Genomic DNA, 19,094 nt, shown 5'->3' on the forward strand with positions numbered 1-19,094 from the left:
GGTGGGTCCGATTCCACCCGACGGCCGCCCGGCAGGGACTCCCCAGTTGAGAATGGTTAGCATGAAGCGCATGGATCCTCGTGAGCGTGTCACGCGCGCCTTCTCCGACGCCGACTCGACCTCCGACTTCGACCGGCTGGGTGAGCACCTCTGGAGGCCCATCGGCGCCACCACGGTGGAGCTCTCCGCGCCTCAGGAGGGGGAGCGGGTGCTCGATGCGTGCTGCGGCAATGGGGCATCTGCGCTGCCAGCGGCACGGCGCGTGGGGCCCGACGGGCACGTCGACGCCGTCGACCTCTCCGCTCCGCTGCTGGCCGACCTCGAACGGCAGGCCGACGGCTGGGAGAACGTCACCGCCGCGGCCGCGGATGCGACGTCCTGGGGCGGGGACGGATATGACCTCGTGCAGTGCGTGCTGGGGGTCTTCTTCTTCCCGGACATGACCGCCGGCACCGAGCATCTGGTGACGAGGCTCCGTCCCGGCGGTCGCGCCGCCATCACCATCTGGCGGCGCGGCTCCATGGAGGCCGCCGGTCGCCACCTGGGGCAGGCGATCACGGCCGTGACAGGAGAGGAGCTCCCGCCTCGGCCGCCTCATCTCCTGGACGAGATCAACACTTCCGAGACCTTCGGCCCCTGGCTCGCGGATCGAGGGCTCCGCGACGTCGAGGTGACCGAGTCGGAGCTGCGCCTCCCGCTCTCTGCGGATCTCGCATGGCTGGTGATCACCGGCTCCGGCTTCGCCGGCATGCTGACTCATCTCAGTGAGGATCAGATCGAGCGGGTCCGCCAGGAGTACCTGGTGTCCCTGCAGGAAGCAGGGGCTGCTGAGCTTGAGGCGACCACGCTGATCGGCGTGGGGCGGGCGTGAGATGTTCCCTGGGGCCGGTGCTCCTCCTAGTGTCGAGGTCACGCGTGACCTCACGGCTGGAGAGAGGATGACGATGAAGTATCTGCTGATCAAACACTATCGGGGTGCCCCGGCCGCGGCGAACGACGTCCCCATGCGGGAGTGGACTCCCCAAGAGGTCTCCGACCACGTCGAGTTCATGGAGAGGCTGGCCGAGCGCCTCCAGGAGACAGGCGAATACGTCAACAGCCTCGCTCTGGCACCCGAAGGCACATGGGTCAGCTCCGATGAGCAGGGGGCGCCGGTGCTCGGTGACGAGCTGTCCGAGGAGAAGGATCTCATCGCCGGGTGGATGCTGATCGACGTGGCCGACGAGCGCCGCGCCCGGGAGGTCGCCGCGGAGCTGGCCCAAGCGCCTGGTGCGGGTGGCCGGCCCGTCAGGGAGTGGCTCGAGCTGCGGCCGGCCCTCGGAGCTGCCGACGACGACGGCTGATCTGTCCGCCTCAGCAGCTGATCTGCGCGCCCGGCCCGAGTGCCCAGCCCCAGGCGGCGATGCCGAGAGTCGTCGGCAGGGCGAGTCCCGCGGCGGCCAGCAGCTTGATCACCGCCATGCCCTTCAGCGTGCCGGTGCCGAACATGTCCACCCAGTGCTGATTCTTCCCGAGCGCCCGGTAACGCTGACACGGCAGTGTCAGCAGCGCGAGGCCGCCGGCCAGGAATCCCCCGGTGAGGAAGCCGGTGACGATCCACAGTGCGATCTCCATGAGGTGTCCCTTCGTCCGTGGCCCGGGGTGCGGGCCTCCACTCTGAGGACGAAGGACGTCGTGGATCTGTGACATCCGCCGGGATCGACGCGTCGCAGCGGCTGTGGCGGGGACCGGCAATGAGCTGATCCTCGCCACCGTGGACCCGACCGTCGTGGAGTCCACGCACCAGGTGTTGCCCGTGCTGGAGAACGGCGCCCACGGGGAGAGGGCCGTCGGCCTCAGATCCGGGGATCCTGTGCGCAGCTGACCCTCTCTCTGCTGGCGGACTCGGTCAGTGTGCCGCGTGGAACCGGCGATTCTCATGGGCAGGGCGATCGATCTCGTCGACCAGGGCGAGGGCATAGTCGGCCCCGCTGATCTGGGAGCGGCCCTCCGGATCCGTCAGGAGGACCTCGTCCGAGGTGCGGTACGCACCCGTCGACGGGATCTGCAGCTCAGCACCGAACATCGCCCCGGGGGAGAGATAGAACCAGCGCGTCCCTGAGGTGTCCTGCTGCAGCACCTGCAGGGCCTCCCGATGGGCCGTCGCCTCGGGAAGGTACTCGGGCGGGAAGTCGGCCGTCTCCAGCAGGAGCGGCCCGTCGGGACTGACGCGAAGGCCGCCGGCCCCTCCGACGACGGCGACGCGGCTTCCTCCGCGTGCGGCGGCCGGCAGCACGGTGCGCAGGTGATCGGACAGGCCGGGCTTCCCGGCCGCCGGCAGGGCGAAGACGATGACGTCATGGTCGGTGGCCAGCCGGGACACCAGCTCAGTGTCGGAGGCGGAGCCGGCGATGTGGCGGATCTGGCCCGCGACGTCGGTGGGGGTGGCCCGGTCCGATCCATTGCGGGACACGGTGGTGACGTGGTGGCCTCGGCGGGCGGCCTCCGCGGCGATATGTGAGCCTGCGTGGCCGGTGCCTCCGATGACGGCGATGTGAGCCATGGTTCTCCTGTCCGGGTCGGTGTCTCTAACTCTGTCTCTGGCTCTGACTCTGGTGAATCTACTCCTCAGGAGATGGGAGGTCCCGGTGATCAGCCGACATATCATGGTGAATATGGGACAGGATGCCATCGAAGACGTGGCCTACCGGCCTCCTGCAGGCCAGGAGGGCGAGGTGGAGGTCCACGCCGTCGGTGACCTGCCGCGACGTGCCGTCCCGGGCCTGTTCGCCCGGCCGCAGCGGATGGGATTCCACCAGCTGATGCTCGTCGAAGACGGCTCCGCCCGGCACATGGTGGATTTCGCCGAGCACCGCCTCGCGCCCGGGACGGTGCTCTGGGTCCGTCCGGGGCAGGTCCAACGGTGGGAGGACCCTGCTCTGCTGGAGGGGACGGTGCTGCTCTTCCCTGTGGGGCTCCTCGACCCTGACACGGCCAGGCTCACCTCCGCCGATGCCCCGGAAGGGCCCCACTGGTGGGCCGCGGAGGACATCGACCCTGCCCGTCTCGCCGCGTTCAGCACTGCGGTCAGCGACCTCGCCTCAGACAGCGCGATGTCTCATCCCCTCAGGCGCGCCGCCCTTCGGCAGATGCTCTCGGCCCTGCTGATCCAGCTGGTGTCCTGGCACCGCGGCGAGGAGAACTTCGCCGAGCTTCCGCCGGCGTTCCGGGATTTCCGGAGACTGGTGGAACGACGGTTCGCCGACTGGCATGACGTCGCCGACTATGCCGACGCGCTGGGCTGGTCGCCCCGGACACTGGCTCGGGCGTCTCGGCAGGCGCGCGGCGTCACCCCCAAGAAGATCATCGACGAGCGACTCCTGTTGGAGGCACGGCGGCTCCTCGTCCAGACGGACCTCCCAGTGCACAGCATCGGAGGCCGTATCGGTTTCGAGGACCCCAGCAACTTCACGGCATGGTTCCGGCGGCAGGCGGGACACACGCCCGGCGAGTTCCGTGCGGGACACGGCCACACGTCGAGGGCGGACCGATGAAGCCGTCCTGATGAAGCCGTCATGATGAAGCCGTCATGGGAGCACTACACTGCTGTGCACCTGCCCATGATCGCGCGCCACCGGTGTTCATCCGGTCCGCGCGCGACCGGTGCTCCCCAGGAGACCCCATGACGACGACGTCGCCCACCACCGCCCGCACCACCACGCCCGGCTCCCCGCCCGCCTCCCAAGGAGCTGACGCGCTTGCGCCGTCGGACACCCACGACATCATCCGGGTCACCGGAGCCCGGGAGAACAACCTCCGCGACGTCTCCGTGGAGATCCCCAAGCGGCGGCTGACGGTGTTCACCGGGGTCTCCGGATCCGGCAAGAGCTCCCTGGTCTTCGGTACCATCGCGGCCGAGTCCCGGCGGCTCATCAATGAGACCTACAGCGCCTTCCTGCAGGGGCTCATGCCCTCCCAGGGGCGACCCGACGTGGACCACCTGGAGGGGCTGACCACCGCGATCATCGTGGACCAGGAACGCATGGGTGCCAACCCGCGCTCCACCGTGGGGACCGCCACCGACGCGAACACGCTGCTGCGCATCCTGTTCAGCCGGCTCGGCGAGCCCCACATCGGCTCCCCGCAGGCGTTCTCCTTCAACGTGGCCTCCATCAGCGGCGCCGGAGCCGTGACCTTCGAGAAGGAGGGCAAGAAGGTCAAGGAACGCCGCGACTTCCAGATCACCGGCGGGATGTGCCCGCAGTGCGAGGGCCGCGGGCAGGTCAGCGACATCGACGTCACCCAGCTGGTGGATGAGACGAAGTCCCTCCACGACGGCGCCATCACCGTACCCGGGTACAAGGTCGGCGGCTGGTCGGTGAAGTTCTACACCGAGTCCGGCTTCTTCGACCCGGACAAGCCGATCCGCGACTACACCGATCAGGAGCGTCACGACCTCCTGCACCGGGAGCCGGAGAAGGTCAAGATCAACGGGATCAACATGACCTACCAGGGGCTGGTGCCTCAGGTGCGCAAATCCATGCTCTCGAAGGACCGTGAGGCCATGCAGCCCCATATCCGGGCCTTCGTGGACCGGGTGGTCACCTTCACCACCTGCCCGTCCTGCGAGGGCACGCGGCTCACCGAGGCCGCCCGATCCTCGACGATCGCCGGTCTGAGCATCGCCGATGCCTGCGCCCTGCAGATCTCGGACCTGGCCGCCTGGGTGCGCGGCCTCGATGAGCCCTCAGTGGCTCCGCTGCTGACCACCCTGGGGGAGACGCTGGACTCCTTCGTCGAGATCGGACTCGGCTATCTGAGCCTGGACCGTCCCGCCGGCACGCTCTCCGGCGGTGAGGCCCAGCGGACCAAGATGATCCGCCACCTAGGATCCGCCCTGACCGATGTCACCTACGTCTTCGACGAGCCCACCATCGGGCTGCACCCGCATGACATCGCCCGGATGAACGACCTGCTGCTGCGCCTGCGGGACAAGGGCAACACCGTCCTGGTGGTGGAGCACAAGCCGGAGACCATCGCGGTGGCCGACCACGTCGTGGACCTGGGGCCGCGGGCCGGATCTGCTGGCGGCGAGATCGTCTACACCGGCGACGTGGCGGGGCTGCGTGCCTCCGACACGCTCACCGGTCGTCACCTGGACGACCGCGCCCGGGTCAAGGAGTCGGTCCGGCAGCGGAACGGCGTGCTGGAGATCCGCGGAGCCGAGCAGAACAACCTGACTGGCGTCGACGTCGACGTCCCTACGGGGATCCTCACCGTGGTCACCGGGGTGGCCGGCTCCGGCAAGAGCTCCCTGATCCACGGGAACCTGGCTGGCCGGGAGGGCGTGGTCGTCGTCGATCAGGCGGGGATCACAGGCTCCCGACGCTCCAACCCGGCCACCTACACGGGACTGCTCGAGCCCATCCGGAAGGCGTTCGCCAAGGCCAACGGGGTCAGACCGGCGCTGTTCAGCGCCAACTCGGAGGGAGCCTGCCCCAGCTGCAAGGGCGCCGGGGTGGTGTTCACCGAGCTCGGAGTCATGGAGACGGTGGAGACCCCCTGCGAGGAGTGCGAGGGCCGCCGGTACCAGGCGGCGGTGCTGGAGTACACGCTGGGCGGGCGGAACATCAGCGAGGTGCTGCACCTCTCCGTGGATGAGGCGCTGGAGCATTTCAGCGACGGCGAGGCGCGGCTGCCGGCCGCGCAGAAGATCCTGCGGCGCCTGGCCGACGTCGGGCTCGGCTATCTGACCCTGGGGCAGCCGCTGAACTCGCTCTCCGGCGGTGAGCGGCAGCGGCTGAAGCTGGCGGTGCACATGGCCGACGACGGGGGCACCTACATCCTGGACGAGCCCACCACCGGTCTGCATCTGGCCGATGTGGAGCAGCTGCTGGGGCTGCTGGACCGGCTGGTGGACTCCGGGCGGAGTGTGATCGTCATCGAGCACCACCAGGCGGTCATGGCGCATGCGGACTGGATCATCGACCTCGGGCCCGGGGCGGGCCACGACGGCGGGCGGGTGGTCTTCGAAGGCACTCCGACGCAGCTGGTGGCCGCCGCCAGGGACGGCCAGGCCACTCTCACCGGTCAGCATCTGGCCGACTATGTGGGGGACTGACCATGGCTCAGCCGGTCTGAAGGAGGGTCCTCCGCCCCACATTCGGGAGGGGCGGACCTCCCGCGCACCGTCGGGGCCGAGTTGTCCGGCGGGTCCGGAACGGGTCACAGCACCGCGTGAGCAGGGAGCCTCCCGGAGGTGAGGTGCTCCAGCACAGTGCGTGCTGGCTGCACCGCATAGGCCTCCAGCGCCCGATCTGACCAGAACGCCGTATGCGGGGTGCACACCACCTGTGGGTGTGTGCGCAACGGCGACGCCGGCGACGGCGGCTCCCCGGGCAGGACGTCCAGACCGGCGCCGCGGAGGTGCCCGGAGTCGAGGGCGGCCCGCAGGGCGTCAGGGTCCACCAGCTCACCGCGGGAACAGTTGACCACAGTGGCTCCCGGCGGGAGCTGGGCCAGTCGACCGGCATCGAGCAGGTGGTGCGTCTGCGGTGTGAGCGGCGCGTGCAGGGAGAGCACGTCACTGCGGCACAGCAGCTGGTCCAGGCTGACCTGCTCGATCTCGGGGCAGCCGCGATGGGGGTCATGGGCGATCACCGCACCGACCAGAGGCCGCAGCAGCTGCGCCAGCCTCTGGGCGATGCGCCCGCATCCCAGCAGGCCGACGGTCAGCTCGCTGAACCGGCGAGGGACGCGCTCAGCCCCACCGGTGATGTCCGCAGTCCAGCCTCCTTCGGCGACGACCTGAGTGGCCGGCAGCAGCTGACGCTCCACAGCCAGCATGAGCGAGAGGCTGTGTGCGGCGACCTCGTCGGTGGAGGCGTCCACCAGGGGCACCACTGGGATGCCGCGGGATCGTGCCGCCGCAGAGTCGACCATGTCGAGTCCCGCACTCGTGGTCGCGATGATCGTCAGCCCCGGCAGCGCGTCCAGCAGGACGGCGTCGACGTCGGCGAAACCCACCACCAGGCCCTGCACGGACAGCCCCTCCGCAGCGATGGCGCGGGCGGCCTCCACCGGGCCCTCAGGCCCGGCGATGCGGCTCATCAGCCCCTGCTTCGCAAGAAGGGTGCGGGCCGGGGTCAGGTCGATGTCGGTCTGATCGGTGAAGAGCACCAGCGGGGCGCTCATGCGTCGCGCCGGTCATCGCGCCGGTCATCGAGCCGGTCCAGGTGTGTGGGGGCGAACAGCCCCAGCCGGGCGGGAACCACGACCACACGGGGACCACCGGCGGTCAGCGCCCGGGCCACCGCATCCGGCGCCTCGTCGGTGGTGGCCCGTTCCGCCGGGATCCCGAAGGAGGCGGCCAGCTCACAGAAGTCCGGGCGGGCCAGCTCGGTGGCCGTGGCGGTCCCGAAGGTGGACTCCATGTACTCCCGCAGGATGCCGTAGCCGCCGTCGTCGACGATCAGCCAGGTGACGTCCAGCTGGTGCTGGGCCAGGGCGGCGAGCTCGGCGATGCCGTAGAGCGCCCCGCCGTCCCCGGAGACGGCCAGCACGGCCGAGGGCTCACCACGCAGCCGGCGCGCGAAGGAGGCCCCGGCCGCGGCGGGAAGCGCGTGGCCCAGGCCGCCGGCGCCCTGCGCGGAGACGAAGCGTCCGCCCCGCGGGTCCCAGGCCGACCAGGCCCAGTACCCGGCGATGGTCATGTCCCAGAACGTGTCGGTGCCCTCCGGAGTCGCCTGGCGGAGCCCGGACAGCAGTGCCCGTTCGCTCTCGAGCCCCTGGCTGTCGAGCCGACGGGCCACGGTCGCCAGCAGGGCGGTGACGCGCTCTTCGGCCCGAGCCCGCCGCCCCGGGTCCGGCGCACCGGAGTGCTCGACGACGGCGGCCATCCCGGCCAGGGCTGCGGAGGCGTCGGCGTGGACGCCGAGCCCCGGGTGGTTGGCGGTGACCTTGCCGAGGTCGGCCTCCACGTGGATGATCCGGCCGCGGGGTGCGAAGGTGTGGTAGTTGCTGGAGAGCTCCCCGAGGCCGCTGCCGACCACCAGCAGCACGTCGGCGTCCTCCAGGAACTCGGTGGTGGCGATGTCCTCCATCCAGCTGCGCGCGTGGAGCGGATGATCCCAGGCCAGGGCCTCCTTGCCGCTGAACGTGGTGACCACCGGGGCCGGCAGCGCCTCGGCGAGACGGCGCAGCGCCTCACCGGCGTCGGTGCGGACCACCCCGCCGCCGGCCAGGATCACCGGGTTCTCCGCGCCGCGCAGCAGGTTCGCCGCCTGCCGGACCAGTTCATCGCGGGCAGGAGGGGCGGTCGGCGTCGCGGTCAGGTCCACCACCGGCGGCACCGAGGGCTTGGCCGTCTCCAGCAGGACGTCCTGCGGAATCTCCACCAGCACGGGCCCCTGGGGGGCGGAGGCCGCCGTCGTCCAGGCCTCGGCCAGGGCCGAGGGGATCTGGGAGATCCGCCGGACCGTGAAGGTGCTCTTCACGACCCCTCGGAACGACGCCGACTGATCCGGCAGCTCGTGGAGGTACCCGTGGCGCCCGCCGCCCAGGCCCGCGACCGGGACCTGGGCGCTGATCGCCAGCACCGGCACCGAGGACGCCGCCGACTCCTGCAGAGCGGCCAATGACGTCAGTGCACCCGGGCCCGTGGAGAGCAGCAGCGGTGCGGGCTTCCCCGTGACGCGGGCCAGACCGTCAGCCATGAACCCGGCGTTGTTCTCGACTCGGGCCGCCAGGCAGGGCAGCTCGGAGCGGCGCAGCGCGTCGAAGAGCCCCAGGGCGTGCTGACCGGGCAGCCCGACCACGCCCTCGGCCCCGAGTGCCTGCAGGGACTCGAGGACGACGTCGCCCCCGAGGCGAGTGCCCAGCGTGCCCAGAGTGCCGGGAGTGCCGGGAGTGCCGGGAGTGCCGGCGTCGTGGGCGGCCGCGGCGCCGTCGGGAAGGTCCAGGGAGGTCATCGGGTCGGTGCTCCTTCGTCATAGGGCGGAATCTCGCTCATCGTGGTGGTGTCGCTGCGGCTGAGCCGGCGGGTCCACTCCTGGTGGACCTCCTCGGGGGTGGGCGGGGTCAGCAGGCTGACCACCACATAGGTCACCAGGCTGGATCCGAGGCCCACGTAGATCGGCTCGTTGGCGAGGATGTCGGTGAGGGCCATCGTGACGATGACCGCCGCAGTGCCGACCACCATGGACCAGGTGGCGCCCTGCCGGGTCCCGCGGCGCCAGACCAGGCCGCCCAGGATGGCGATGAGCAGACCGCCGACCAGCACGTTGTAGGCCATAGCCAGTGCTCCGACCACGGTGCTGACCATGGTGGCCACGAGGATGACGGCGGCTCCCAGCAGCAGGGTGGCGCCGCGGTACCCTCGCACGTCCTCCTGGTCCCGCTCCTCGGTCGGATCCGGGGCGGCTCCGCGTTGCAGCAGGTGGCGGGCGTAGGGGATGAGGTCGGTGGTCAGCACGGTGGAGGCGGCGATCAGCGCCCCCGAGGCCGTGGACATCAGTGCCGCCAGGGCGGCGGCGAGGACGAGGCCGCGCAGACCGGTGGGCAGCGCGTCCTGGACGATGGTGGCGAAGGCCTCGTCCGGGTTGGGCAGGTCTGGCCAGATGGCGCGGGCGGACATGCCGATCACGGCACCGGCTATCCCGTAGACGATGCAGTACACCCCGGTCAGGCTGCCGCCGATCATGGCGATGCGCGGGGTGCGGGCGGTGAACACCCGCTGCCAGATGTCCTGGCCGATCAGCAGTCCGAGCGTGTAGGTGATGATGTAGGTAACGATGGTGGCGCCGCCGATCGCGGTGGGGGAGAAGAAGGAGTCTCCCACGCGTTCGCGGATCTCGGCGAAGCCGCCGGCATGGATGACCGCCACCGGGGCGAGCAGCAGCAGGATGCCGACCGTCTTGATCACGAACTGGATCACATCGGTCATCGTGATCGACCACATGCCGCCCAGGGTGGAGTAGATGACCACGACGCTGCCGCCGATGAGGATCCCCACCCAGTTCGGCACGCCCAGCAGCACGTGGAAGATGGTGGCGTAGGCCAGCGTGGAGGTCACCGCGAGCATGAACGTGTAGAGGAACATGACCGCGGCCGGGACGACGCGGGAGGACGGCCCGTAGCGCAGGTCCAGCATCTCCATCACGGTGTAGACGCGGAGCTTGACGATGTGCCGGGCGAACAGCGCAGAGAGCAGCAGGATCCCCAGCCCGATGGCGGTGACCAGCCACGCACCGGAGAGACCGAAGCTGTACCCCAGGCCGATGCCGCCTACGGTGGAGGCTCCGCCGAGCACGATGGCGGACATCGCCGCGGAGTACATGAACGTCCCCAGGCGGCGCCCGGCCACCAGGTAGTCGCTCTTGGTGGTGGACCGGCGCAGGCCCCACCAGCCCACGCCGAGGATGGCGGCGGTGTAGACGGCGATCACCGCGATGTCGAGGATCATGAGGGTGTCTCCTGCAGCGTCTTGTGGCTGTGCGTCGCCGGGAGGCCCCGGCGGCATGGTCATCGCCATGCTAGTGGGGCATCTCACACGAAGGTTCGGTTGAAAAATCCTGATGTGTCCACTGTCGAGATAGAATAACCTGATGGCGCCCTCGGAGGAGCTCCCCTACATCGAGCAGCTGCGGTCTGAGGAGCATCGACGCGGCCGCGCCACTGTGGAGCTGGGGAAGCTCCTCGAGGAGGAGGAGCTGCGCATCCGGTGCCTCCATCCGCAGGACCCTGGACGCATCCGGCGCATCCCGGTGGCCTCTGCGCCGGTGATCGAGCTGGAGGACCCTCGTCGCTATCTGGCCGGCGACGAGCTGCTGCTGGTCACCGGACTCGGGCTGCCGGATGACCCGGCGGGCATGGACCGGTATGTCTCTCGGCTGCGCCAGGGCGGCGTGGCAGGACTGCTCTTCGGGGTCATGCCCGTCCACGATGAGGTCCCCGCGGCGCTGACCGCGGCCTGCCGAGCCCACGATCTGCCGCTGCTCGCCCTTCCTGAGGACGTGCCGTTCATCCGGCTGACCGTGGCGCTGACGTCGTGGCTGGAGTCAGAGCGGGTGGCCCAGGCCGCCGCAGTGAGCCGCAGCGCGGTCTCCATGGTCACCTCCGCCTTCAGCTCACGGCCGGTCCGGCAGATCCTGGGGCAGTTGGCGGAGGCTACCGGCACAGGAGTGCAGCTGCGTGGACGACGCCTGATCGAGCAGGCCGGGGCACTTCCCCCGGGCGTGGGAGAGGAGCAGCTGGAGCGCGCCGCCCGGCCCGACGCGGGGCGGGAACGGCTCCGCTTCACCGCGCTGTCTGAGGGACCGTCCGCGCGGTCCCATGACGCTCCGCCGGGAGCGAGCCCTGAAGCGGTGCGTCTGCGGCTCCGCGGCCGGGGGTCGACGGCGGCGGCCTCGACGGTGATTCTGGTGGTGGCTGCGCGTCCGCTGACTCAGCACGACCTGACGCTTCTCATGCTGGCGGGCGACCTCCTGGAGCTGATCCTGCGGGCCCCCGGGCGCCGCAGTGCGGCGATCGATCAGCTCACGATGCGGCTCATCCTGCAGCACGGGCGGGCCACCACGGGCCTGACCGACACGGCCCCGGACGGTGCACGGCGCTCTCCCGGAGCCGTCGAGAGGACGGCGGAGGAGAGCGCGGAGCTCCTCCGTGAGGTGCTCGGCGTCGGTGCCGACGGCTGCGCCCATGCGGTGGTCGCCATGCCCCGCACCGCCCCGCCCGATGCTCGGCATGAGGCGGAGGACCGTGCCGAGGGTTCTGCGGGGAAGGGCCCGGCCCCTGTGGCTCTCGACGCGCCGGAGGAGCTGGCCTGGTGGTCCCACCTGGTCGCGGCGGAGCTGGCTGACCGGGACGGGCCCTGGCTGCGCGCCCTGGTGTCCACCCCGCCGAGCCGCAGGCGGCTGCGGCTCTGCGAGGACCAGGGGTGGGTGGTGGCGGTCAGCCGCGCCCGGCCCGTGGGGCAACTGGGCGTCGCGATGGATGAGGCGGTGGCGCTGGTGCCCGTGGCCCAGAGCCGCGGCGCCTCTGTCACCGCCACAGAGTTCATGGATGAGCCGTCCGAGGAGAGTGCGCTGGGCCGGTGGGCGGCCGCCATGCCGCAGGAGGCCCGGGAGGCGTTGGCGGCCAGGATGCTCGGCCCGCTGGAGTCCCTCGATGAGCGACGTCGTCGGGAATGTCTGGACGTGCTGCACTGCTGGCTGCTCCACCACGGACGATGGGACGGTGCCGCGCGGGAGTTGGGACTCCACCGCAACACCGTGCGGCGGGTGATCGGCACGGCCGCTCGTCTGCTGCCCGTGGATTTCGACGACGCCCGTCATCGGGCGGACCTGCTCGCAGCCTTGGACATCCTGGGCCGGGGGCGCGACGGCTCTGATCCCCGCAGCTGAAGGGGAGCATGCGATCCTGTAGAATGATCTGTCGGCCTGCGCGGGAATCACCGTCGGCCCGACTCTGAACCAGTCTGTGTATCTACCTGGCGGCGCTCATCGAGGAGCGCGCCAAGGCGGCACTGCTCCATGTGTGCGCTGCAGGAGGTGCGCGACGATGACGACTCTCGACTCTGACCGCCGGGACGGCCCCCAGGCTGATGCGCCCGGGCATGCGGCTCCGGCCTTTCCTCACGACGACGGTCCCAGTCTGCTCCGTGCGGCCGGTCCGTCCTATTTCCCGATCGCCCTGATCGCGCGGTTCCCCTACGCGATGATGGTGGTCGGGGTGCTCACCCTGGTCGTCTCCGTCCGTGGGTCACTGGGCCTGGGCGGTCTGACCTCAGCGATGGTGGGCCTGGGTACGGTGCTCTGCGCCCCGCTGGTCGGTGCCGCCGCCGACCGCTGGGGGCAGCGGCTCGTGGTGCTCTGCGCGGGGCTGGCCAGCACCGTCACGCTGCTGGCCATGGCCTGGGTGGCCTACTCCCCGCTGCCGGACTGGGCCGTGCTGGTCTCGGCCCTGCTGATCGGCGCGACCACCCCGCAGATCCCGCCGATGTCGAGGACGCGCCTGGTGGGGATCATCCTGCGGCGGCTTCCGGCGGCCCGGCAGAACCGCACTCTGAGCCGCACTATGGCCTACGAGTCCGCCGCCGATGAGATCACCTTCGTCTTCGGACCGATGATCGTGGGCCTGCTGGCCGCACTGGTCAGCCCGGCGGCCCCTGTGGTGGGGGCGGCCCTGCTGACCCTGGTCTTCGTCACTTCCTTCGCCCTGCATCGCAGCGTCCGGGAGGTGGCCCCGGCCCAGGGTGATCGTGAGCTGGTGGCCCCGGCGCGTGAGCTGTTCCGGCCGTCCCTGCTGACGGTGCTGGTGGGTGCGCTCGGCATCGGGCTGTTCTTCGGATCGGTGCTGACCTCGCTGACCTCCTTCATGTCCGACTCCGGCCACGGTGAGAGCGCCGGTCTGGTCTATGGGGTGATGGGAATCGGGTCAGCGGCCTTCGCACTCGGTGCCGGGCTGTTCCCCGAGCGTTTCTCGCTGCGGGCGCGCTGGATGGTCTTCGCCGGGCTGATGGTCGCCGGGACGCTCATGCTGCCGTTCGTCACCGGCCTCGGCGGGATGCTCACTGCGCTCGGACTGCTGGGCATCGGGCTGGGTCCCACTCTGGTGACGGTGTTCAGCCTGGTCTCGGCGCGCAGTCCGCGGGGGCGTGCGGCCACGGCGATGACGGTGGCGACCACCGGCATCGTGGTCGGCCAGTCGGCCTCCTCGGCGCTGGTGGGTCAGGTCGGTGAGCATCTGGGCACCGGCGCGGCGCTGCTGGCTCCCGTGGTCGCGGCCTCGGTGGTGCTGGGTGCCGGTGCGGTCAACTGGCGGCTGGCCGCCGCTGAACGCGTCGCCCGCTGACGCCTCCGCCCGCCGACGCCTCCGCCCGCCGACGCCTCCGTCCGTTGAGGCATCCTCTCGCAGGGCAGGGGTCCGGTGGGCAGATCCGCGCGGCAGTCATCGGCCGGGACGCAGAGACTTCAGGATCTTCATCGGGAAGCGGGAGTTGACGTTCGCGATGCCGGGGATGGCCATGACCTTCTCGGTGAGGAAACGTTCGTAGGCCTCGAGGCTCTCCACGGCGATGCGGACGTGGTAGTCGGGTGAGCCGAAGAGCCGATGGAGCTCCAGCACCTCGCCGAAGGACTCCATGGTCTCTTCGAACTCGACCACGACAGGCCGCCGAAAGCCCTCGAGGTCCACGTCCAGCAGCACCTCGAAGTTCCGGCCGACGGCGTCGGGGCTGATCTCGGCCCGGTAGCCGAGGATGACGCCGTCGTTCTCCAGGCGCTGCACCCGCCGCAGGCAGGGTCCCGGGGTGAGTCCGATCGTCTCGGCGAGCTCGACGTTCGAGATTCGGCCGTTCTTCTCCAGCTCTGTGATGATTGCGCGATCCAGGGCCTCCATAGGAGAAGTATTGCATGCTGGGTGCCTCATCGTAGAGCTTTGGTCACCATATTCTGGGTGATGCGTGGAATCATCGAGGCATGGATATTGTGGAGGACGAGAGGCAGGTGGCGAGTTCGGTCCGCTCCAGCGTGCGACGTCGCCAGCTCGCCCACGGCCTGCGCGGTTCCCTGGCGGTGGGGCTGGGCCTGTTCCCCCTCGGCGTCGCACTGGGCATGCTGGTGGTCCAGTCCGGACTGCCGTGGTGGGTGGCCCCGCTGCTCTCCGTGGTCGTCTTCACGGGTTCATTGGAGCTGCTGCTGGTCGGAATGATCGCTGCGGCGACGCCGCTGGGCACCATCGCGCTGACGACGCTGCTGGTGAACTTCCGCCATGCCTTCTACGCGGTGAGCTTTCCGCTGCGCGCCGTGCGCTCCCCGCTGGGGAAGATCTACGCCATGCATGCGTTGGTGGACGAGGCCTACGCGGTCACGGCGGCGGAGCCGAAGCGCTGGTCAGGGCGCAGTCTGCTGGCGCTGCAGATGGCCTGCCATGCCTATTGGGTCGGCGGCGGGCTGGTCGGCGTCGCGATGGCCCAGCTGATGCCGCACCCGATCGTGGGCCTGGAGTTCGCGCTCTGCGCCCTGTTCATCACGCTGACCCTGGACAGCTGCCGGACCCGGGGTGACGTTCCGGCACTGCTGCTGGGTGGCCTGAGCGTCGCACTGGCGCTGGTCCTTCTCCCGGAGCATGGGCTGCTGCTGGGGATGCTGGGACTGCTCCTCGGGTTGGGTGTGCGGCATCTGGTGCGACGGCGCCCCGGTCGGGCGATGGTCAGGGGCCGGCGCGGGCAGGAGGTCCTCCATGCCTGAGTCGAGCGACATCGTCGCGGCGGTGGGAGTGGTCTTCGTCGTCACGTTCGCGCTGCGTGCGTTGCCATTCGCCCTGCTGACTCCGTTGCGCGAATCGGCGGTGCTGGGGGACCTGGCGCAGTGGATGCCTGCCGGGGTGATGGTGATCCTTGCGGGGGTCACGCTGCAGAAGTCCGCGGGGCAGGCTCTGGAGCATCTGCCGCATGCCCTGATCGCCGGCGCGGTTACGGTGGGCGTGCATCTGGGGTGCCGGCGAAGCACGGTGCTGAGCGTGGCGGTGGGGACGGCGACGTTTGTCGGGCTCGTCGCCGTGTGCTGAGTCTGTGTGCCGGCCCGGGTCGTGGCCGGGTCGTGGCCGGGTCGTGGCCGGATCGCGGCCCGGTCGTGGCCGGGCCGTCAGGCGGGGGAGTCGGCGATCGGGTCCTCAGGGGTGCGGTCGGCCTCGCGGATGATGCCCAAGAGGTCTTCGGTGAGTCTGCGGAACCGCGCGGAGGCCGCCCGACGGGCGTCGTGTGCCGAGGCACGGTTCGGCGCCGCGTGGAGGGCGTCCAGGTGGTGGGCCACCTCCTCCAGGGCCTCCTCCCAGGTGGGCAGCAGGGGCTCCACCGGGTACTGCCGAAACATGCTCAGCGTGCGGCGCAGAGCGGGGACGGCGACCCGGATGAGTTCGGTGTGGCCGGTGGCGCGGAACAGCGTGGTGGCGAAGATCCGGTAGGCCGGCTCGGCCGACTGGCGGGTGTGTGAGCGGCATGCCTCGGCCATGCGGCGCGCCGCGGCAGAGACCTCGCCGACAGCGGGGCGAGGAGCCGCGGGTTTCGGCACGTCATCTGGGCTCAGCGGAAGCCGTTCCACAGCTGAGGTCAGAAACATGCCCAGGAGGTCGCTGAGTTCCTCGGCCTGCCGCTGGGTCAGGACGGCGACGCGGCGTCGCTTGTTGGGGAGCGCTTCGACCAGTCCTTCGGCCATCAATGTGGCCACAGATTCTCGCACCGGGGTGATGCTGACTCCGAGCCGGGCGGCCAGCTCAGCGTCTCGCAGAGGCGCCCCCGGGGGGAGCTCGCCGGAGAGGATCTCGTGGCGCAGCCGTTGTGCCACCGCTTCCCCTCGGGTGATCGGGGCCGTGAAACCCGTGTCAGAGGTCGATTCTTCCGGAGGGGGGTGTGCCATGCGCCTCACTCTATCCAGGTTTCGTGTGAGGTTGCTTGGTCGGCGACGCATCGGGACATGGTGCGGGATTCGAGCGGACGATTCTGTCGGGTCGTAAAGCGATAAACTCGGGTGTCTCATGGTGGCGGCCCTCTCGGGAGGCCTCTGCTCGCCGCTAGGATGGGGGAGAGACCTCTCCCGACACCCGACTCGAAGGAGTTCGCCTGTGGCCATCGCAACCCCGGACAAGTACAACGAGATGATCGACGCCGCCAAGTCTGGCGGCTACGCGTTCCCTGCGGTCAACGTGACCAGCTCCCAGACCCTGAACGCGGCGATCCGCGGGTTCGCCGAGGCGGAGTCAGACGGCATCATCCAGGTCTCCACCGGTGGTGCCGCCTACTGGTCCGGCGCCAGCATCAAGGACATGGTCACCGGCTCGCTGGGCTTCGCGGCGTTTGCCAAGCAGGTGGCGAAGAGCTATGGGGTGAACATCGCCCTGCACACCGACCACTGCCCGAAGGACAAGCTGGACAGCTTCGTGCTGCCGCTGCTGGAGGCTTCTGAGGCGGAGGTGAAGGCCGGGCGTGACCCGATCTTCAACTCCCACATGTGGGACGGCTCGGCCGAGACGCTGGAGGAGAACCTGCGCATCGCCGCCGAGCTGCTGCCGCGCTCGGCTGCCGCCCAGCAGATCCTCGAGGTCGAGATCGGCGCCGTCGGCGGTGAGGAGGACGGCGTGGAGAACGAGATCAACGAGAAGCTCTACTCCACCGTTGAGGATGCCGTCGCCACGATCGAGGCCCTGGGCCTGGGTGAGAAGGGGCGTTACATCACCGCGCTGACCTTCGGCAACGTGCACGGAGTGTACAAGCCGGGGAACGTGAAGCTGCGTCCGGAGATCCTCAAGGAGATCCAGGACGAGACGGCGAAGAAGTACGGCAAGGAGAGCCCCTTCGACCTGGTGTTCCATGGCGGTTCCGGCTCCACGGAGCAGGAGATCTCCGATGCGGTGAGCTACGGCGTCATCAAGATGAACATCGACACTGACACCCAGTACGCCTTCACCCGCCCGGTGGCGGGTCACATGTTCGCCAACTACGACGGTGTGCTGAAGATCGACGGCGAGGTCGGCAACAAGAAGACCTATGACCCGCGCGTCTGGGGCGCGAAGGCTGAGGAGTCGATGGCCGCCCGCATCGTGGAGGCTTCCCAGCGGCTGGGTTCGGCCGGCAAGTCCATCAAGTGAGGCGCTGAGCAGCGCTGAGCACAGCCGGGTCCGCCCGGCGTACGCCCGGGGGCCCGTCACGGTCATGGTGGCGGGCCCCCGGGCGTACGCGTCGGCAGGTGAGGGACTCAGAGTCGGCGGTGCAGCGCGGTGAGGAGCTCATCGAGGCGAGCGGTGCCGGTCCAGCTCTTGGGGTGGACGGCAGTGATCTCGCGCGGGGCCAGATCGGGGAGGTCGACGACGTCGATCCGGTCGGCGTAGCCGGCCGCGCCCGGGGTCCGCAGGGCCAGGCGGGGGATGAGAGCCACGCCGAGCCCATGGGCGACCAGGGCCTGGATAGCCTGCGGATCATCAGTCACGTGACGGATGCGGGGGGTGAATCCGGCGTCGTGACAGACCCGAGTCAGGTGTTGGGCGCATTGGGCGCATCCGGCCACCCAGGGGAGGTCGGCGGCGTCGGCCAGTTCGCGGACATCCCGGTCCAGCCCCCAACGTCGGGGCAGCACGAGGCGGTGCCGGTCCACGCCCAGCGGGACGGCGCGGTGTCCGGACGGGATGGGGTCGCCGGCTCCGTGGCGGAAGATCAGGGCGACGTCGACCCGGCCGCGGCGCAGCAGGTCCAGGGCCTCTGGTGGCTCGTGCTCCAGGACTTCGAACCCGCCGCCACCGCCGGAGGCGAGCTGTTCCAAGGATTCGGCCAGAGCTCCGCCGACCAGTGAGGGGAAAGCGGCCAGGCGCAGTGTCTGGTCTGTGCTGGGAACGGCAGATCGCAGGTCCTCGAGCGCGGCGCGGGCCTGGGTGCGGATGGCCTCGGCTCGGCTGAGCATGATCCTCCCGGAGGGGGTGGGGACCACGCCGCGGGTGGTCCGGGTGAGCAGGCGGGTGCCGAGCGAGCGTTCCAGGGTGGAGAGCTGCTGGGAGACCGCCGGCTGGGACCAGCCGAGTTCGGCGGCCGCGGCGCTGAGGCTGCCGGCGGCCACGGCGCGCTCGAAGAGCAGGAGCTTGCGCAGATCCAGCTGCTCCTCCTCCCCTCGGCGGGGCGGGACGACTGCGGCATCGGCGCCCGACCCCTCAGAGTCCGGGGTGTCCCACACGGGAAGACGGTCATAGTCCGGACTCGGATCTCTGCGCAGTGTGAGGGGGTCGAGCTCAGCGTCTGTGAACTGATCGTCGGGGTCACCGCCGGGGTCACCGCCGGGGTCACCGCCGGGGTCGCCGTCGGGGTCACCGCCGGGGTCGCCGCCGGGGCCGCTGTCGGCGTCGCCGTCGGGGGCATCATGTGGGGGCCGTCTGCTTCCTCTGGCTGCGTACAGATTCTCCTCGGCAGTCATCTCGGAGTCACTCATAAGCACAGCTTATGGCAGGGGGCATGAGGATCAGGACTTCTGCGCACAGATCATAGATTCCATGATGGTCAGTGCAGAAGGAGAGACCGTTGTGCGGACAGATCGGCCCGACAGTGCAGGCACGGTTCGCACGGTTGGCACGGTTGG

The 19,094-nt window shown here is 70.1% G+C and carries 17 protein-coding genes; 9 read left to right on the plus strand and 8 right to left on the minus strand.

Features of this window, described 5'->3' with window-relative positions:
- The first annotated feature begins 61 nt into the window (after positions 1-61).
- Entirely contained in the window at positions 62-871 is an 810-nt protein-coding gene (locus ACYVKI_RS07350; RefSeq protein ID WP_460689692.1) for a class I SAM-dependent methyltransferase, read from the plus strand.
- 73 nt (positions 872-944) lie between these two features.
- Positions 945-1,343, plus strand: a complete 399-nt coding sequence (locus ACYVKI_RS07355) for a YciI family protein (protein WP_460689693.1) — start codon at positions 945-947, stop codon at positions 1,341-1,343.
- Between the two features lie 10 nt (positions 1,344-1,353).
- Here ACYVKI_RS07355 and ACYVKI_RS07360 read toward each other — a convergent pair whose 3' ends face one another.
- Both ACYVKI_RS07360 and ACYVKI_RS07365 read right to left on the minus strand, forming a co-directional pair.
- On the minus strand, positions 1,354-1,614 hold the full coding sequence (locus ACYVKI_RS07360; RefSeq protein WP_460689694.1) for a hypothetical protein: 261 nt from the start codon (positions 1,612-1,614) through the stop codon (positions 1,354-1,356).
- 274 nt (positions 1,615-1,888) lie between these two features.
- On the minus strand, positions 1,889-2,542 hold the full coding sequence (locus ACYVKI_RS07365) for an NAD(P)-dependent oxidoreductase (protein WP_460689695.1): 654 nt from the start codon (positions 2,540-2,542) through the stop codon (positions 1,889-1,891).
- Between the two features lie 112 nt (positions 2,543-2,654).
- Here ACYVKI_RS07365 and ACYVKI_RS07370 point away from each other — a divergent pair, with 112 nt between their 5' ends.
- Both ACYVKI_RS07370 and ACYVKI_RS07375 read left to right on the plus strand, forming a co-directional pair.
- Positions 2,655-3,533, plus strand: coding sequence for a helix-turn-helix transcriptional regulator (locus ACYVKI_RS07370; protein WP_460689696.1), 879 nt, complete (start codon positions 2,655-2,657; stop codon positions 3,531-3,533).
- Between the two features lie 128 nt (positions 3,534-3,661).
- The gene (locus ACYVKI_RS07375) at positions 3,662-6,100 is read left to right on the plus strand and encodes an ATP-binding cassette domain-containing protein (RefSeq protein ID WP_460689697.1); all 2,439 of its coding nucleotides are present in this window, start codon (positions 3,662-3,664) and stop codon (positions 6,098-6,100) included.
- A gap of 104 nt (positions 6,101-6,204) precedes the next feature.
- Here ACYVKI_RS07375 and ACYVKI_RS07380 read toward each other — a convergent pair whose 3' ends face one another.
- From ACYVKI_RS07380 to ACYVKI_RS07390, 3 genes are read right to left on the minus strand one after another with little or no spacing between them, the layout of a single operon-like run.
- Entirely contained in the window at positions 6,205-7,173 is a 969-nt protein-coding gene (locus ACYVKI_RS07380) for a C-terminal binding protein (protein WP_460689698.1), read from the minus strand.
- Positions 7,170-8,948, minus strand: coding sequence for a thiamine pyrophosphate-binding protein (locus ACYVKI_RS07385; RefSeq protein ID WP_460689699.1), 1,779 nt, complete (start codon positions 8,946-8,948; stop codon positions 7,170-7,172). Before ACYVKI_RS07385 ends, ACYVKI_RS07380 begins: the two co-directional genes overlap by 4 nt.
- Positions 8,945-10,441, minus strand: coding sequence for a sodium:solute symporter family protein (locus ACYVKI_RS07390; RefSeq protein ID WP_460689700.1), 1,497 nt, complete (start codon positions 10,439-10,441; stop codon positions 8,945-8,947). The genes ACYVKI_RS07385 and ACYVKI_RS07390 overlap by 4 nt, the downstream gene beginning before the upstream one ends.
- Positions 10,442-10,583: 142 nt before the next feature.
- Here ACYVKI_RS07390 and ACYVKI_RS07395 point away from each other — a divergent pair, with 142 nt between their 5' ends.
- Positions 10,584-12,380 (plus strand): PucR family transcriptional regulator, encoded by a 1,797-nt coding sequence (locus ACYVKI_RS07395; RefSeq protein ID WP_460689701.1) that lies wholly within the window; start codon positions 10,584-10,586, stop codon positions 12,378-12,380.
- Between the two features lie 157 nt (positions 12,381-12,537).
- A complete protein-coding gene (locus tag ACYVKI_RS07400) occupies positions 12,538-13,830 on the plus strand; it encodes an MFS transporter (RefSeq protein ID WP_460689702.1) in 1,293 nt (430 codons plus the stop codon).
- Positions 13,831-13,926: 96 nt separating this feature from the next.
- On the opposite strand, the gene ACYVKI_RS07405 is transcribed toward ACYVKI_RS07400, so the two are convergent.
- Positions 13,927-14,376, minus strand: coding sequence for an Lrp/AsnC family transcriptional regulator (locus ACYVKI_RS07405; protein ID WP_460689703.1), 450 nt, complete (start codon positions 14,374-14,376; stop codon positions 13,927-13,929).
- 80 nt (positions 14,377-14,456) lie between these two features.
- Here ACYVKI_RS07405 and ACYVKI_RS07410 point away from each other — a divergent pair, with 80 nt between their 5' ends.
- Positions 14,457-15,227, plus strand: coding sequence for an AzlC family ABC transporter permease (locus ACYVKI_RS07410; RefSeq protein ID WP_460689704.1), 771 nt, complete (start codon positions 14,457-14,459; stop codon positions 15,225-15,227).
- Positions 15,220-15,546: a branched-chain amino acid transporter permease gene (locus ACYVKI_RS07415; RefSeq protein ID WP_460689705.1), complete on the plus strand. Its 327-nt coding sequence runs from the start codon at positions 15,220-15,222 to the stop codon at positions 15,544-15,546. Before ACYVKI_RS07410 ends, ACYVKI_RS07415 begins: the two co-directional genes overlap by 8 nt.
- A gap of 77 nt (positions 15,547-15,623) precedes the next feature.
- Here ACYVKI_RS07415 and ACYVKI_RS07420 read toward each other — a convergent pair whose 3' ends face one another.
- The gene (locus tag ACYVKI_RS07420) at positions 15,624-16,394 is read right to left on the minus strand and encodes a GntR family transcriptional regulator (RefSeq protein ID WP_460689706.1); all 771 of its coding nucleotides are present in this window, start codon (positions 16,392-16,394) and stop codon (positions 15,624-15,626) included.
- Between the two features lie 205 nt (positions 16,395-16,599).
- On the opposite strand from ACYVKI_RS07420, the gene fbaA reads away from it, so the two are divergent.
- Positions 16,600-17,622 (plus strand): class II fructose-bisphosphate aldolase, encoded by a 1,023-nt coding sequence (gene fbaA, locus ACYVKI_RS07425; protein ID WP_460689707.1) that lies wholly within the window; start codon positions 16,600-16,602, stop codon positions 17,620-17,622.
- 107 nt (positions 17,623-17,729) lie between these two features.
- On the opposite strand, the gene ACYVKI_RS07430 is transcribed toward fbaA, so the two are convergent.
- Positions 17,730-18,947, minus strand: a complete 1,218-nt coding sequence (locus ACYVKI_RS07430) for a LysR family transcriptional regulator (protein WP_460689708.1) — start codon at positions 18,945-18,947, stop codon at positions 17,730-17,732.
- Positions 18,948-19,094 lie beyond the last annotated feature (147 nt).

The sequence above is a fragment of the Nesterenkonia suensis genome (assembly GCF_054782935.1).